The sequence below is a fragment of the Pseudomonas sp. B21-019 genome (assembly GCF_024749225.1).
In the GTDB taxonomy this organism is placed as follows: Bacteria; Pseudomonadota; Gammaproteobacteria; order Pseudomonadales; family Pseudomonadaceae; genus Aquipseudomonas.
Map to the genome: position 1 here is coordinate 5576120 of NZ_CP087193.1, position 15999 is coordinate 5592118.

Here is a 15999-nt window from a genome sequence, read left to right on the forward strand (position 1 = left end):
CAAACGGGAATCCCAGTGGAAGCGGTCTTTCAGCATTTGGGAGATTCGTCCCTTTGGGGCCAAGTGAACATTCGATGGAGTTGTTTTTATGGGCCCATGGCTCGATAGCGTGACCGGTTGGCTGACGGTCAATCCGCAGTGGCTGGCCTTGGCAGTGTTCCTAGTGGCGTGTGTGGAGTGCCTGGCGATTGCCGGGCTGATCGTACCCGGTACGGTGTTGTTGTTTGCCGTGGCAGTACTGGCCGGCAGTGGCGCACTGTCGCTGGGTGAAACATTGCTGCTGGGTTTCCTCGGCGGCGTGCTGGGCGACATCGTTTCGTATTTCCTGGGGCGACATTTCCACCAGAACATCCGGCGCCTGCCGGGGTTGCGCCATCATCCGGAATGGATCGCCGGGGCCGAAGCGTATTTTCAGCGTTATGGCATTGCCAGCCTGTTGGTCGGACGCTTTATCGGCCCGTTGCGACCAATGCTGCCGATGGTCGCCGGAATGTTCGACATGCCCTTCCCCCGCTTCGCCGCCGTCAGCCTGTTGGCCGCCGCGGGCTGGAGCGTTGCCTATCTGCTGCCCGGCTGGGCCACCGGCGCGGCGATTCGCTTGCCATTGCCCGAAGGGTTCTGGCCCGAAGCCGGGATCGTTGCCGGCAGCATCGCCGTCATGGTGGGCTTGAGCATTACCAGCAGCATGCGCCGCCATCGCAAGGCGACGATGCTGATCACCGGCATGAGTTTTCTAATTCTGGCGGGACTGTTCATCGGCTATCCGCACCTGACCGCCCTCGACCAAGGGTTGATGACCCTGGTGCAGGAACACCGCAGCCCGATGCTCGATGAAGTAGCCGTGGTGTTCACGCTGATTGGCGAGTTCCGCAACATGTTTATGTTCAGCGCCCTGCTGATTGCCTTGCTGTTGCTGACGCGACAATGGCGGCACGCGATCTTTGCCGGCAGCACATTGCTTTTCACCGCGCTGGGCAACACTGCAACCAAACACTTTTTCGCCCGCATTCGCCCGGAAGTGCTGAGCGATCCACTGACCAGCTACAGCATGCCCAGCGGCCACGCCTCGGGCTCGTTTGCGCTGTTTCTAACCCTCGCGGTGCTGGCCGGTCGCGGGCAGCCGCCGCGGATGCGCCTGACCTGGTTGCTGCTGGGTTGTTTGCCGGCGCTGGCGATTGCCCTGTCGCGGGTGTACCTGGGGGCGCATTGGCCTACCGATGTGCTGGCCGGAGCGATGCTGGCGGCATGCGTGTGTGCGGTGAGCCTGTGGCTGACGCAACGCCAGACGCCGCTCAACACCATGCCACCCAAGGTCTGGTGGCTGGTGTTGCCGTCGCTGGTGGCGTTGTTCGGATTCTTTGTGTTGAGGCATTTGCCGCATGCTTTGTTGCGGTATGCGTATTAGAAGATCAAAAGCGGACGTCAGGCAAACAACTCACCCTGCAACTCATCCAGCAACGCCTGAATCGCATCCAGCCGTTGCTGCGGATCATCGAGTTGCAGCAAGTCGATCTTGTCCACCTCGGAAAACGGCAACAGGTACGCCAACTGATTGGCCAGCGACTGTTGCCCCGTCGCTTCAGTGCCCATGCTCAGCGCTTCGACCATCGGGTGTTCCGCCAAGGCCTTGAGCAGCGCGACCAGGTCGGCGTCTTCATCCTGTAACGGTTGTTCAGGCTCATCTTTGAGCCACTCGACTTCGGCGACGATCAACTGGTCGCGCTGCACCTCGGTGCGCACCACGTGGAAACGCCGCCCGCCCTTTACCCGAATGCCCAACAGGCCGTTGTCCTGCTGATGGAAATCGGTGATCAGCGCCTCGCACCCCACGCGAGCGTAGCCTTCAGGAGCGATGCCGACTTCTTCACCCTCGAGAATGCACACCACGCCGAAGCCACTGCCCTGTTTCATGCAACGACCGATCATGTCCAGGTAGCGCGCCTCGAAAATCTGCAAGTCGAGGATGCAGTCCGGAAACAGCACCGTGTTCAGCGGAAAAAGCGGCAAACTCATAGACATTTCCTTACACCACCATCGACACCGCCAACGGCAGGAATACCGCCGTGGCCACGCCCATCAGACTCATCGCCAGCGCCGCGAAGGCGCCGCACTCTTCACTTTCCTGCAAGGCCACGGAGGTGCCGACCGCATGGGCGGTCATGCCCAGTGCCATACCGCGAGCCTCCGGACTGTGGACACCGAGACGGGTCAAAAGACTCGGCCCGAAGATCGCTCCGATCACCCCGGTAATCAACACGAACACCGCCGCCAGCGCCGCGACGCCACCAATCTGCTCCGCCACCAGCATGGCAATCGGCGAGGTGACCGACTTGGGGGCCATGGTCATCAAGATCATGTGTTCGGCACCGAACCACCAACCCAGCAGCACACCCATGCCCGTGGCGACGACGCCACCTATCACCAGCGTAGTAAATATCGGCCAGAACAACTGTCGAATCCGCCGCAGGTTGAGGTACAGCGGCACCGCCAGCGCAACAGTGGCTGGCCCGAGCAAGATACTGAGGATCTCGGTGCTCTTGCGGTACTCAACGTAACTCAGGCCGCAACTAACCAGCACGCCGATGACCAGCAGCATGGAGACCAGCACAGGTTGCAGAAAAATCCAGCGGGTTTTCTCGAACGCCGCCAGCACCAATTGATACGCGCCCAGCGTAATGCCGATGCCGAACAGCGGATGATGAATCACCGACGCCCAGGCGCCGTGCCAATCGAACATCATTGGCTGTCCTCGGAATGGGCGTGACGCTTGACCATGCGCTGCATCAGCACCCCGGCGAAGGCCATCGACAGCACCAGCGACAACACCAGCGCACCGGTGATCGCCCAGAAATCCGCTGCAATGTCAGTGGCATAAACCATCACCCCCACAGCCGGCGGCACCAGCAGCAACGGCAAGTAGCGCAGCAGGCTGCTGGCCGCAAGGTTCAGCGGCTCGCCGACTTGACCACGGCTGACCAGATACCCCAGCAGCAACAGCAGGCCAATGATCGGCCCCGGCAGCACCGGCAAAAACAGATGATTGAGGGCTGTGCCGAGCAATTGAAACAGCACCAGCCAGGTCAGGCCACGTAACAACATCCATCCTCTCCCGCGCTCTCCCCCACCAAGCAGGGGCCGGACATTATAAGCATGCCCACGCTATGAATCGGCATTCGCCAAAAGCATGGTCAGTTGACCGGAGCAATTTGTCATGTTGATCTAAAGTGGTTCGCAGGGAGGTCAAGTCCCCCACTCGAAAAACTATAAATCCGATGAACCAAGGAGAGTCTCAATGCCCTATGTTCCAGTTGCAGAGCTCAAAGATTATGTCGGCAAGGAACTCGGATGTTCCCAATGGCTCACCATCGACCAGGAACGCATCAACCTGTTCGCAGAAGCCACAGGCGATTATCAGTTCATCCATGTCGACCCGGTCAAAGCCGCGCAAACGCCTTTTGGCAGCACCATCGCCCATGGTTTCCTGTCGTTGTCGCTGATCCCCAAACTGATGGAAGACATCCTCATCCTGCCCGAAGGCGCGAAGATGGTGGTCAACTATGGCCTGGACAGCGTGCGTTTCATCCAGCCTGTGAAGGTTAATTCCAGGGTTCGACTCAAGGTCGACATGAACGACGTCACCGAGAAGAAACCCGGCCAATGGCTGCTCAAGGCCACCGCTACGCTTGAAATCGAAGGATCGGACAAACCGGCCTATATCGCCGAGCCATTGTCCCTCTGCTTCGTCTGACACATGCCTGATTGCGAAGCAGCTCATGCTGTTTCGCGCGGTGTCTGTGCCGTGTCTCTATAAATGCGACACATAGCTGCGGCATACTCCGTCGCCTAATTGCCCGGATCCCGCTATGCGCTCACTTGCACTCCTTGCCCTGACCCTGATGCTCACCGCTTGCGGCGATGGCGAATCGCTGTTGCCCCCCGACGCCCGCCTGCCGGACGGCGGACGCTATCGTGGTGATCTGGTCAACGGCTTGCTGCAAGGCGAGGGTCGCATCGATTACCCGAACGGCAGCTGGTACGCCGGTCACTTCGACAAAGGCCAATGGCATGGCCAGGGCGAATGGCACGGCAGCAACGGCGAGGTCTATCGTGGGCAGTTCCAGCAGGGGCTGTTCGACGGCCAGGGCACGCTGACCACCACCGGCAGCAGCTACACCGGCGGTTTCAAGGCCGGTCGACGGGACGGAGAAGGCACCCTCAAAGAAAACGCCATGACCTATCGCGGCGAATTCAAGGCCGACCAATATTCAGGGCTCGGTCGTCTGGAACTCGAAGACGGCAGCCAGTACCAGGGTCAGTTCGCCCACGGCAAACCCAACGGCGAAGGCCAGCGCAGCGATGGCAGCGGCAATCAGTTCACCGGGCATTTCGTCGATGGCCAACTGGAAGGCAACGGTACTTTCAACAGCGCCGATGGCGATATCTACGTCGGTGGGTTCAAGAACAATCAATTGCATGGCAAGGGCCGCTACGAAAACGCCGATGGCGATGTCTGGATCGGTCAGTTCAAGGAAGGCGTGCTGAACGGCAAGGGCGAGTTGATCGGCGCCGACGGCAGTCACTACATCGGTCAGTTCAGCGACTGGCGCTTCACCGGCCAGGGCCGCCTGAACCTGGCCGATGGCAGTTTCTATATCGGCCAGTTCGACGGCGACAACTATCAGGGCAAAGGCACGTTGGTGCTGACCGATGGCACGGTGCTGAGCGGCACCTGGATCAACAGCCAGCGCGTGCGCGACGCCGACGGCAAGCTGCTGCCCGACACCCTGGAACTCGGCTTGCTGGCCCAGGGCCGCTTGCTCGACGAAGCACTGGCCAACGTGCCGGCCTCGACTCCGGCGGTCGAACTGTACACCTTGACCCTGGGCGGTGACGGCAAGCAGAGCGTGTTCCTGCGCGAATCCGACTACGTCGCCAACATGCTCGCCAGCCGTTTCGGCGCTTTCGGCCAGATTCGCCTGGTCAACCATCGCGACCACCTCGGCGACCGGCCGATGGCCACCCGGGAAAACCTGCGCCGCGCCGCCCAGACCCTGGCCGAACGCAGTGGCCCGGAGGACTTGCTGTTCATTTACCTGACCAGCCATGGCTCCAGTGAACACGAGCTGGTACTCGACCAGCCACGCATGGAACTGGCCGACCTGCCGGCCGACGAACTCGCCGCCGTCCTCGCGCCCCTGAAGAAGCGCGACAAAATCATCGTGATTTCGTCTTGCTATTCCGGCGGCTTCATCCCTGCCCTCAAGGATGAACACACCCTGATCATGACCGCCTCGCGCGCCGACCGGGTGTCCTTCGGGTGTTCGGAAGAAGCCAACTTCACCTATTTCGGCGACGCACTGTTCGCCCAGGCGCTGAACCAGACCGACGATCTGGAGCAAGCCTTCAAACGGGCCAGCGCCACCGTGGCCGAGCGTGAGCTGGCGGACAGCTTCGAAGCTTCCGAACCGCAGATATGGGCACCGAAAGCCGTGCTCGCCCATTGGCAATTGTTACGCAAGCAGCAGGCACGAAAGGCATTGCAAAGTGTCTCTATCAGCAAGGATGAAAAGAGCAACTAAGCTGAACAGTATCAAGGGGGAATTTTTATGTACTTGACGCCTCAGCATGTATTGCTTGCCGGAGCTACCGGGTTAACCGGTGAACATTTGCTTGACCGTCTGCTCAACGAGCCAACGATTGCACGCGTATTAGCCCCCTCACGCCGGCCACTGGCCGAACACCCTCACCTGGAAAACCCGGTTGGTGACCCGACGGTGTTTCTGCCGCAATTGAACGGTCGCGTCGACGTCGCCTACTGCTGCCTCGGCACCACGATCAAGCAAGCCGGCTCCGAGGAAGCGTTTCGCGCGGTGGACCTGGACATGGTCGTGGCCTTCGCCAAACGTGCCCGGGAAATGGGCGCACGGCACCTGATCGTGATCAGTGCCTTGGGGGCCGACCGCAGATCGCCGATTTTCTATAACCGGGTTAAAGGCGAGATGGAACACGCATTGCGCGCGCAGAATTGGCCGCAGCTGACCATCTGCCGGCCTTCGCTGTTGCTGGGCGATCGCGCCGAGCCGCGACTGGCCGAACGGGTTGCCGGTCCGTTGTCGAAATTGATTCCGGGCAAATACCACGGCATCGAAGCCTGCCAACTGGCCCGCGCCATGTGGCGCCTGGCGCTGGAAGAGCAGGATGGCGTACGGATTGTCGAGTCGGATGAGTTGCGCAAGTTAGGCAAGTGATTTCAGATCGATATCGGACCTGTGGCGAGGGGGCTTGCCCCCGTTCGGCTGCGAAGCAGTCGTAAATCCAGGCGATTTGGTGCAACTGAAGAAACGGAGGGCCGCTACGCGACCCAACGGGGACAAGCCCCCTCGCCACAGGGAGCGCAGCTACCCTCACAATCCGCCGGTCGCCTGAAACCCAACGCCTAAAACCGTCAACAACGACAACGGCAACAGCAGTGTGTCGAGCAACGCACTGGCTGGCAGATCGACGCCGGGATAACTCGGCGCCTCTGCGCCAAATCTGTCCATGGCGCAGCACCCGCCGTTCATTGCATACAAATCCAGACGCGTCCCCGAATACACCACCGGCGCCCCGGGCTTGGCGGCATCGAGGGTGCGCGCCGTGGCGCAGCCCGTCAGTTGCACCGCCAGCAGAATGATCAGCAGCTTATTCATCACTGCTCAAATGGTGTTCACCCCAGCGCGGCAGCATGTCTTGCGGAATGTTCAGCAGATTGAGAATTCGCGCCACGACGAAGTCGATCAAGTCATCAATGGTTTGCGGCTGATGATAGAAGCCTGGCGATGCCGGCAGAATCGTCACGCCCATGTTCGACAGCTTGAGCATGTGCTCCAGATGGATGCTCGAATACGGCGCCTCGCGCGGTACCAGAATCAGCTGGCGGCGCTCCTTCAACGTCACGTCGGCCGCCCGCTCGATCAAGTTGTTGCAGGCACCGGTCGCGATAGCCGACAAGGTTCCGGTGGAACACGGCACCACCACCATCGCCGCTGGCGAGCCGGAACCCGATGCCACCGGCGACATCCAGTCTTCCTTGCCGTACACCCGAATCTGCCCGACGGCGGCACCGGTGTATTCAGTAAGGAAGGCTTGCATCATCTGCGGCTTGGACGGCAGCGAGACATCGGTCTCGGTGGCCATCACCAGCTGCGCGGCCTTGGAAATCAGGAAGTGCACCTCGCGGTCTTCACGCACCAGGCAGTCGAGCAGGCGCAAGCCGTACTGGGCGCCCGAAGCGCCGGTCATCGCCAGCGTGATGCGTTCCGGCCCGTTGTTCATTGCAGCGCCTCGGCCAGTTTGCCGTGCAGGCCGCCGAAGCCGCCGTTGCTCATGATCACCACGTGAGTGCCGGGCTGGGCCTGGCTCTTCACGCGCTCGATGATGCCTTCCAGCGAATCGCTGACAATCGACGGCACGGTGCACAATGCCGCCGTGGCACCCAGGTCCCAACCGAGGTTGGCCGGCGAATACCAGATCACCTGATCGGCATCGACCACGCTTTCCGGCAAGCCATCGCGGTGAGCACCGAGCTTCATGGAGTTGGAGCGCGGCTCGATGATCGCGATCAGCGGCGCATCACCGATGCGCTTGCGCAAACCGTCGAGGGTGGTGGCGATGGCGGTCGGGTGGTGGGCGAAGTCGTCGTAGATGGTGATGCCACGGACTTCCGCAACTTTTTCCATCCGGCGCTTCACGCTTTTGAACGCGCTCAGTGCCGCGACGCCCATCGACGGCACGACGCCGACGTGACGCGCAGCGGCCAGGGTGGCCAAGGCGTTGGCGACATTGTGCTGACCGGTCATGTCCCACTCGACCACGCCTTGAGCGACGCCTTCGAACATCACTTCGAACTTCGAGCCATCTTCACTGAGCAGTTTGACCTGCCATTGACCGCCGGCGCCGGTGGTTTGCACTGGGGTCCAGCAGCCCATCTCGATCACGCGCTGCAAGGCCGGCTCTGTGGTCGGATGGATCACCAGGCCTTCGCTCGGAATGGTCCGCACCAAATGGTGGAACTGTCGCTCGATGGCCGCCAGATCAGGGAAGATGTCCGCGTGATCGAACTCCAGATTGTTCAGGATCGCCGTGCGCGGGCGGTAGTGAACGAACTTGGAGCGCTTGTCGAAGAATGCGCTGTCGTATTCGTCGGCTTCAATCACGAAGAACGGCGTATCGCCCAGACGCGCCGACACCGAGAAATTCTGCGGCACGCCACCGATCAGGAAACCCGGGCTCATGCCGGCGTGTTCCAGGACCCAGGCAAGCATGCTGCTGGTGGTGGTTTTGCCATGCGTGCCGGCAACCGCCAGCACCCAGCGGCCTTGCAGTACGTGATCCGCCAGCCACTGCGGGCCGGAGACGTACGGCAGGCCTTTGTTCAGCACGTACTCGACCGCCGGGTTGCCGCGGGACATGGCATTGCCGATCACCACCAGGTCCGGGGCCGGATCGAGCTGCGCCGGGTCGTAACCTTGGGTCAACTCAATGCCCTGGGCTTGCAGCTGAGTGCTCATCGGCGGGTAGACGTTGGCATCGGAGCCGGTCACGCGATGGCCCAGCTCTTTGGCCAGAACCGCCATCGAACCCATGAAAGTGCCGCAAATACCAAGAATATGAATGTGCATAGTCGACCTCGTAAAACATGGCCGCAGGTTAGCGTAGGGAGGGGAAAATCGCACTCTTTAGCTGAACGTGGCACAACCGCCTGGCTGATCGAGCGCGTTTTTTTGTGGCGAGGGAGCTTGCTCCCGCTGGGTTGCGAAGCAGCCCCAAAACCAGCCAACGCGGTGTGCTAGCTGGATCACGGTTGCCAACTTTACGACTGCTGCGCAGCCGAGCGGGACGGTGCGGCGATCCGACAAGCTCCCTCGCCACAAAAACGCTTATCGGGCGATGCCGTGTTTGCGCAGCTTCCGGTAGAGGGTATTGCGGCTCACGCCCAACTGCTCGGCTGTGTGGGTCATGTGCCAGCGCTGCTGTTCCAGTACGTTGAGCAACGCCAACCGCTCGGCATCGTCCAGCGGATATTCGGACGGCTCTTCAATCGTCGCCACCGTCACCGGCCGGGCCTGACGAATCATCGCCGGCAAATCTTCCAGTCCGATCCGACCGCCGTCACACAACGCCGCCAGAGTCCGCAGCACATTGCGCAACTGCCGCACGTTCCCCGGCCAGGCAAAATCCAGCAAGGCCTGCCGCGCCGCAGCATCAATCAGCACTGTCTCCCCGCCCGCCTCTTCGGCCAGCAGAAAGTCGAGCAACTGTGATTTATCCGTGCGCTCGCGCAACGCCGGCAATGCGACTTCCAGCCCATTGAGCCGGTAATACAAATCCTCGCGGAAACTGCCGTCCTGCACCCTTTCGAGCAGGTTACGGTGAGTGGCGCTGATGATCCGCACATTGACCGATTCCGGCTCGCCGCCAATCGGCACCACCTGACGGTCTTCCAGCACCCTTAATAGCCGGGTTTGCATGCTCAGCGGCATGTCGCCGATTTCATCCAGGAATAATGTCCCGCCATCGGCCTGCTGCAACTTGCCGCGCATGCCTTCCTTGCGGGCACCGGTGAAACTGCCGCCGCGATAGCCGAACAGCTCGCTTTCGATCAGGCTTTCGGGGATCGCCGCGCAATTGAGGGCGACGAACGATTTTTCTGCCCGCTGACTGGCCTGATGCACGGCCTTGGCGAAAGCCTCCTTGCCACAGCCGGTTTCACCGTTGATCAGCAACGGCACATCCCGCTCGAACACCCGCAAGGCCTTGCGGAAGTCTTCCTGCAGCGCGGCGTCACCCAGGCAAATACCTGACAGCCGTGGACGCTCGACCACTGCCGGGCTTTGCACCACGGGTGCCGGAATGCTGCGCGGCTGCCCGCGCAATACAGCAAACAGCCGCCGCCCGTCGCGGGTGCGCAACGGCCAACTGGCGCTGGCATTGGCGCTCGCGCGGCCGAGCAACTCGTCCAGAGAGCAATCGAAGAACGCCTCCACCGGCTGGCCCAACAGCCCGCCGCGAATATGCCCCAGCAAATTCAGCGCACTCTGATTGACCGCACAGATCCGCCCTTCGCCGTCGAACGCCAGCAGCCCTTCGCTGAACAGTCCGACGGATTCGGCTTGCAAGTGAAAACGCAGCAGCCATTGATTGTCGAAGTAACGCAGGAAATAACAGCTCTCGATCATCTTCGCCGACAGATTGACCAGGGCCATGGTGTGAAACTGGCTCTGCCGCGAAACCTCGTGACGCGCCGACGACACGTCGAGCACCGCAAGCAACTCGCCGTGCGGGTCGAACACCGGGCTTGCCGAGCAGGTCAGGCCAGTGTGGCGGCCGCGAAAGTGTTCGTCCTGGTGAATGGTCAGGGACTGGCGCTCCACCAGACAGGTGCCGATGCCGTTGGTACCTTCGCAGGCTTCGCTCCAGTCGGCGCCAAGCCAAAGGCCGGCGCGTTCGAAAATCTTCCGTTCGGCGGGCGCGGTGACGCAGTTGAGGATCACCCCACGGGCGTCGGTCAGCAGCACCGCGTGGCCGGCGCCGGAGAGTTGCTGGTGGAGGCTGGTCATTTCGTTGCCGGCGATCTGCAGCACTTGCTGCAAACGTTCGCGGCTTTCCAGGATGCGGCCATGTTCCAGCACCGTCGGCGCCATGGTCAGGGCCGGGTCGAGGTGATAGTCCTCAAGGCACCGCAGCCAGGAGCGGGCAATGGACGGATCGCTGCCGGGACCGTGCAGGTGGGACTTACCCTGAGTCACGGTCAACACTTGCTGGGCATGGCGACTCAAATGGTTGTCGTGCATTTCTTATTATTCTCCCCGATAGGTGAGTGCCTACCTATAACCACTTCCTGTGGCGAGGGGGCTTGCCCCCGTTCGGCTGCGCAGCAGTCGTAAATCCTGAGCATGCGGTGTATCTGGTAAATCGAGGTGAATGGTTTGGGGGCTGCTTCGCTGCCCAACGGGGGCAAGCCCCCTCGCCACGCAAGCTCCCTCGCCACAGAGGATCACCTGTGTGTCAATTTGAGGCCCAGCATCCTCCAGCCATCGACGCATTGCAATGCTGGCAAGACCCATCGGTCACAGGCTGTGCCACAAGCGGTACAAAGTGTCACACGGGTTGTACCGCAAGCGTCACAAGCACCGCCCAGCCGTCCGACAAAAAATACACAAGCCCTTGATTTAACTGACCTGCAAGGCGGTGGCCCAACCTTTGCTCTACGCTTGTTACCGCGCTCTGGCGCGTCCTCCCTTATAAGCACAAAAGCCAAGGAGAAACCCATCATGCGTTACGCTCACCCCGGTACTGAAGGCGCTATCGTTTCGTTCAAGAGCAAATACGGTAACTACATCGGCGGCGAGTTCGTCGCGCCTGTCAAAGGTCAGTACTTCACCAATACTTCGCCGGTCAACGGCCAGCCTATTGCCGAATTCCCGCGCTCCACTGCCGAAGACATCGAAAAAGCCCTGGACGCCGCCCATGCCGCCGCCGATGCCTGGGGCGCCACGTCCGCCCAGGCACGCTCGCTGGTGCTGCTGAAAATCGCCGATCGCATCGAACAGAACCTGGAACTGCTGGCGATCACCGAGTCCTGGGACAACGGCAAGGCCGTGCGTGAAACCCTCAACGCCGACATCCCGCTGGCCGCCGACCACTTCCGCTACTTCGCCGGTTGCATCCGCGCCCAGGAAGGCAGCGCCGCCGAGATCGACGGCAATACCGTGGCCTATCACATCCATGAACCGCTGGGCGTGGTCGGGCAGATCATCCCGTGGAACTTCCCGATTCTGATGGCCGCCTGGAAACTCGCTCCGGCCCTGGCTGCCGGTAACTGCATCGTTCTCAAACCTGCCGAGCAAACCCCGCTGGGCATTACTGTGCTGATGGAGCTGATCGGCGACCTGCTGCCACCTGGCGTGCTCAACGTGGTGCAAGGCTTCGGCAAAGAAGCCGGTGAAGCCCTGGCCACCAGCAAACGCATCGCCAAGATCGCCTTCACCGGTTCGACTCCAGTCGGCTCGCACATCATGAAATGCGCCGCCGAAAACATCATTCCGTCCACCGTGGAGCTGGGAGGCAAGTCGCCGAACATCTTCTTCGAAGACGTCATGCAGGCCGAACCGTCCTTCATCGAGAAAGCCGCCGAAGGTCTGGTGCTGGCATTCTTCAACCAGGGCGAAGTTTGCACCTGCCCGTCCCGCGCCCTGGTACAGGAGTCGATCTACGACGAGTTCATGGAAGTTGTCATGAAAAAAGTCCTGCAGATCAAGCGTGGCGACCCGCTGGACACCGACACCATGGTCGGCGCCCAGGCGTCCGAGCAGCAATTCGACAAAATCCTTTCGTACCTGGAGATCGCCAAGGGCGAAGGTGCCGAACTGCTGACCGGCGGCAAGGTAGAAAAACTCGAGGGCAGCCTGGCGACCGGGTATTACATCCAGCCGACCCTGCTCAAGGGCACCAACAAAATGCGCGTGTTCCAGGAAGAAATCTTCGGCCCGGTGGTGAGCATCACCACCTTCAAGGACGAAGCCGAGGCCCTGGCCATCGCCAACGACACCGAGTTCGGCCTGGGTGCCGGCCTCTGGACCCGCGACATCAACCGCGCCTACCGCATGGGCCGCGCCATCAAGGCCGGTCGCGTGTGGACCAACTGCTACCACCTGTACCCGGCACACGCCGCGTTCGGTGGCTACAAAAAGTCCGGCGTCGGCCGTGAGACCCACAAAATGATGCTCGATCACTATCAGCAGACCAAAAACCTGCTGGTGAGCTACGACATCAACCCGTTGGGCTTCTTCTGACGCGACGGATCTGAATCTGGCGTAGGAGCTGCCGCAGGCTGCGATCTTTTGATCTTCGCTTGTCGGTAGCTCCCATCGCCTGGTTCAAAAGATCGCAGGCTTCGCCAGCTCCTACAGGATCGCGCATTACCTGCAGGAACATGGCTTGCCAGCGAAGGCGCCTCCATTGACACCACCCACAGCGCCCTGCCGGTCTGGCATGGGCTTTGCGTGCCCGCTCTACACCTGAAAACGCCATACCCGAAAGTCCAACAGATCAAACAATAAAAAAGACAGAGAGGACTTATGACTTCTACTACACAGCTCAAACCCACACTCGGCACCCTGCATCTATGGGGCATTGCCGTCGGCCTGGTGATTTCCGGCGAGTATTTCGGCTGGAGTTATGGCTGGGGCACCGCAGGTACCCTGGGCTTTCTCGTCACCGCATTGATGGTGGCCACGATGTACACCTGCTTCATCTTCAGTTTCACCGAATTGACCACCGCCATTCCCCACGCTGGCGGGCCGTTTGCCTACAGCCGCCGAGCCTTCGGCGAGCGAGGCGGACTGATCGCCGGCATCGCCACCCTGATCGAATTCGTCTTTGCGCCACCGGCAATTGCCATGGCCATCGGCGCCTACCTCAATGTGCAATACCCGGAACTGGACCCGAAGATCGCCGCTGTTGGCGCCTATTTCGTGTTCATGACCCTGAATATCCTCGGCGTCAGCATCGCGGCCACCTTCGAACTGGTGGTCACCGTGCTCGCCGTCGCCGAATTGCTGGTGTTCATGGGTGTGGTCGCACCGGGCTTCAGCTTCAGTAACTTCGTGCTCAACGGCTGGTCGGGCGCCAATGAATTCAGCATGGCCTCGATTCCCGGCATCTTTGCGGCCATCCCGTTCGCGATCTGGTTTTTCCTCGCCATTGAAGGCGCAGCCATGGCCGCCGAAGAAGCCAAGGACCCGAAACGCACGATTCCCAAGGCTTACGTCAGCGGCATTCTGACCCTGGTGTTCCTCGCCATCGGCGTGATGGTCATGGCGGGCGGTGTCGGCGACTGGCGCCAACTGTCGAACATCAACGACCCGCTGCCTCAGGCGATGAAAGCCGTGGTCGGCAACAACTCGAGCTGGATGCACATGTTGGTGTGGATCGGTCTGTTCGGCCTGGTGGCGAGCTTCCACGGAATCATTCTGGGCTATTCGCGGCAGTTCTTCGCCCTGGCTCGCGCCGGTTACCTGCCGGCCTCCCTGGCCAAACTGTCGCGCTTCCAGACCCCGCACCGGGCGATCCTGGCGGGCGGCGTGATCGGCATCGCGGCGATCTACAGTGATGGCCTGGTCAACCTGCAAGGCATGACGCTGACGGCTGCGATGATCACCATGTCGGTATTCGGCGCCATCGTGATGTACATCATCAGTATGCTGAGCCTGTTCAAACTGCGTAAGACCGAGCCAAACCTGGAACGCACCTTCCGTGCGCCGGGCTATCCGATCGTGCCAGGCATTGCGCTGTTTCTGGCGGTGGTGTGCCTGGTGGCGATGGCCTGGTTCAACGCGCTGATCGGCTGTGTGTTCCTCGGTTTCATGGTGGCCGGCTACCTGTACTTCCAACTGACCGCCAAGCAACGTGCCGATGCACCGGCGGATGCGATGCTCGAAGGCGTCTAAGTTGCACCGGCGCCGGGCTGATTCCCGGCGCCTGCCATATTGAAGTGCACCGCCGTCCCACAGGGGTTCGGCGATGCATTTGAGAGATTCATTGAATCAGGAGGACACCGCCCCATGGCCGTATTTGCCCATACCGTCGGCGCCCAGACCTACCGCTTCAACAGCCTCAAGGACGTCATGGCCAAAGCCAGCCCGGCGCGCTCCGGGGACTTTCTGGCCGGCGTTGCCGCCCTCAACGATGGCGAGCGGGTGGCCGCGCAGATGGCCCTGGCCGACACCCCGCTGGCCCACTTCCTGGAGGAAGTGCTGATTCCTTACGAGGCCGATGAGGTCACCCGACTGATCATCGACACTCACGACAAACAGGCTTTTAAAGCGGTCAGCCACCTCACCGTCGGCGGTTTCCGCGACTGGCTGCTCAGCGAAGCCGCCGATGAACAAAGCCTGCGCGCCCTCGCCCCCGGCCTGACCCCGGAAATGGTCGCCGCCGTGTCGAAGATCATGCGCGTGCAGGATCTGGTGCTGGTGGCGCAGAAAATCCGCGTGGTCACCAAGTTCCGCGGCACTCTGGGCCTGCGTGGCCGGCTCTCGACACGCCTGCAACCCAATCACCCCACCGACGAACCGGCCGGCATCGCCGCCAGCATTCTCGACGGCCTGCTGTACGGCAACGGTGACGCGATGATCGGCATCAACCCGGCCACCGACAGCATCGCTTCGATCTGCGCCATTCTGGAAATGCTCGACGCGATCATCCAGCGCTACGACATTCCGACACAGGCCTGCGTGCTGACCCACGTCACCACCTCCATCGAGGCGGTCAATCGCGGGGTTCCGCTGGACCTGGTGTTCCAGTCAATTGCCGGCACCGAAGCGGCCAACGCCAGTTTCGGTATCAACCTCAACGTTTTACAGGAAGGCTACGACGCGGGCTTGAGCCTGAATCGCGGCACATTGGGCCAAAACCTGATGTATTTCGAGACCGGCCAAGGCAGTGCCTTGTCGGCCAACGCCCACCACGGCATCGATCAACAGACCTGTGAAACCCGCGCCTACGCCGTGGCACGGCATTTCAAACCGTTTCTGGTGAACACCGTCGTAGGCTTCATCGGCCCGGAATACCTCTATAACGGTAAACAGATCATCCGCGCCGGCCTCGAAGACCACTTCTGCGGCAAGCTGCTGGGCGTACCCATGGGCTGCGATATCTGTTACACCAACCATGCCGAAGCCGACCAGGACGACATGGACACTCTGCTGACCTTGCTGGGCGTGGCCGGGATCAACTTCATCATGGGCATCCCCGGCTCCGACGACATCATGCTCAACTATCAGACCACCTCGTTCCACGACGCCCTCTACGCCCGGCAAACCCTGGGCCTGAAACCGGCGCCGGAGTTTGAACAGTGGCTGGCGAACATGGGCATCTTCACCCAGGCGGACGGCAAAATTCACTTCGGCAACAGCCTGCCACTGGCGTTCCGCCAGGCATTGGCGCAACTGGGATGAG

Annotated in this window: 14 protein-coding genes; 7 read left to right on the top strand and 7 right to left on the bottom strand. The window is 61.2% G+C overall.

The window, feature by feature from the left end; genetic code table 11:
• The first annotated feature begins 88 nt into the window (after positions 1-88).
• Positions 89-1405 carry a bifunctional DedA family/phosphatase PAP2 family protein gene (locus tag LOY36_RS25035; protein WP_258671250.1) on the top strand — a complete coding sequence of 439 codons (1317 nt, stop codon included), beginning with the start codon at positions 89-91 and terminating at the stop codon, positions 1403-1405.
• 17 nt (positions 1406-1422) lie between these two features.
• Here LOY36_RS25035 and LOY36_RS25040 read toward each other — a convergent pair whose 3' ends face one another.
• The 3 genes from LOY36_RS25040 to LOY36_RS25050 are packed head-to-tail and all read right to left on the bottom strand — an operon-like array spanning position 1423 to position 3099.
• The gene (locus LOY36_RS25040) at positions 1423-2013 is read right to left on the bottom strand and encodes an LON peptidase substrate-binding domain-containing protein (RefSeq protein ID WP_018925747.1); all 591 of its coding nucleotides are present in this window, start codon (positions 2011-2013) and stop codon (positions 1423-1425) included.
• A gap of 10 nt (positions 2014-2023) precedes the next feature.
• Positions 2024-2740 (bottom strand): LrgB family protein, encoded by a 717-nt coding sequence (locus LOY36_RS25045; protein WP_007937459.1) that lies wholly within the window; start codon positions 2738-2740, stop codon positions 2024-2026.
• On the bottom strand, positions 2737-3099 hold the full coding sequence (locus LOY36_RS25050; protein ID WP_258671251.1) for a CidA/LrgA family protein: 363 nt from the start codon (positions 3097-3099) through the stop codon (positions 2737-2739). The genes LOY36_RS25045 and LOY36_RS25050 overlap by 4 nt, the downstream gene beginning before the upstream one ends.
• Before the next feature lie 193 nt (positions 3100-3292).
• Between LOY36_RS25050 and LOY36_RS25055 the strand changes: the two genes are divergently transcribed.
• The 3 genes from LOY36_RS25055 to LOY36_RS25065 all read left to right on the top strand — a co-directional run bounded on the left by LOY36_RS25055 (position 3293) and on the right by LOY36_RS25065 (position 6248).
• Positions 3293-3748, top strand: coding sequence for a MaoC family dehydratase (locus LOY36_RS25055; protein WP_018925744.1), 456 nt, complete (start codon positions 3293-3295; stop codon positions 3746-3748).
• 115 nt (positions 3749-3863) lie between these two features.
• On the top strand, positions 3864-5579 hold the full coding sequence (locus LOY36_RS25060; protein WP_258671252.1) for a C13 family peptidase: 1716 nt from the start codon (positions 3864-3866) through the stop codon (positions 5577-5579).
• A 27-nt stretch (positions 5580-5606) separates the two neighbouring features.
• Entirely contained in the window at positions 5607-6248 is a 642-nt protein-coding gene (locus tag LOY36_RS25065) for an oxidoreductase (protein WP_019650883.1), read from the top strand.
• A 156-nt stretch (positions 6249-6404) separates the two neighbouring features.
• On the opposite strand, the gene LOY36_RS25070 is transcribed toward LOY36_RS25065, so the two are convergent.
• The 4 genes from LOY36_RS25070 to LOY36_RS25085 all read right to left on the bottom strand — a co-directional run bounded on the left by LOY36_RS25070 (position 6405) and on the right by LOY36_RS25085 (position 10832).
• Entirely contained in the window at positions 6405-6689 is a 285-nt protein-coding gene (locus LOY36_RS25070; protein WP_019650882.1) for a YceK/YidQ family lipoprotein, read from the bottom strand.
• The gene (ubiX, locus tag LOY36_RS25075) at positions 6682-7314 is read right to left on the bottom strand and encodes a flavin prenyltransferase UbiX (RefSeq protein ID WP_258671253.1); all 633 of its coding nucleotides are present in this window, start codon (positions 7312-7314) and stop codon (positions 6682-6684) included. The genes LOY36_RS25070 and ubiX overlap by 8 nt, the downstream gene beginning before the upstream one ends.
• The gene (mpl, locus tag LOY36_RS25080) at positions 7311-8660 is read right to left on the bottom strand and encodes a UDP-N-acetylmuramate:L-alanyl-gamma-D-glutamyl-meso-diaminopimelate ligase (RefSeq protein ID WP_258671254.1); all 1350 of its coding nucleotides are present in this window, start codon (positions 8658-8660) and stop codon (positions 7311-7313) included. Before mpl ends, ubiX begins: the two co-directional genes overlap by 4 nt.
• Before the next feature lie 258 nt (positions 8661-8918).
• A complete protein-coding gene (locus LOY36_RS25085; RefSeq protein WP_258671255.1) occupies positions 8919-10832 on the bottom strand; it encodes a sigma-54-dependent Fis family transcriptional regulator in 1914 nt (637 codons plus the stop codon).
• Between the two features lie 480 nt (positions 10833-11312).
• Here LOY36_RS25085 and LOY36_RS25090 point away from each other — a divergent pair, with 480 nt between their 5' ends.
• From LOY36_RS25090 to LOY36_RS25100, 3 genes are all read left to right on the top strand, one after another.
• On the top strand, positions 11313-12833 hold the full coding sequence (locus LOY36_RS25090) for an aldehyde dehydrogenase family protein (protein WP_258671256.1): 1521 nt from the start codon (positions 11313-11315) through the stop codon (positions 12831-12833).
• 285 nt (positions 12834-13118) lie between these two features.
• Positions 13119-14489 carry an ethanolamine permease gene (gene eat / locus LOY36_RS25095; RefSeq protein ID WP_019581359.1) on the top strand — a complete coding sequence of 457 codons (1371 nt, stop codon included), beginning with the start codon at positions 13119-13121 and terminating at the stop codon, positions 14487-14489.
• Positions 14490-14603: 114 nt separating this feature from the next.
• On the top strand, positions 14604-15998 hold the full coding sequence (locus LOY36_RS25100) for an ethanolamine ammonia-lyase subunit EutB (protein WP_258671257.1): 1395 nt from the start codon (positions 14604-14606) through the stop codon (positions 15996-15998).
• Position 15999 lies beyond the last annotated feature (1 nt).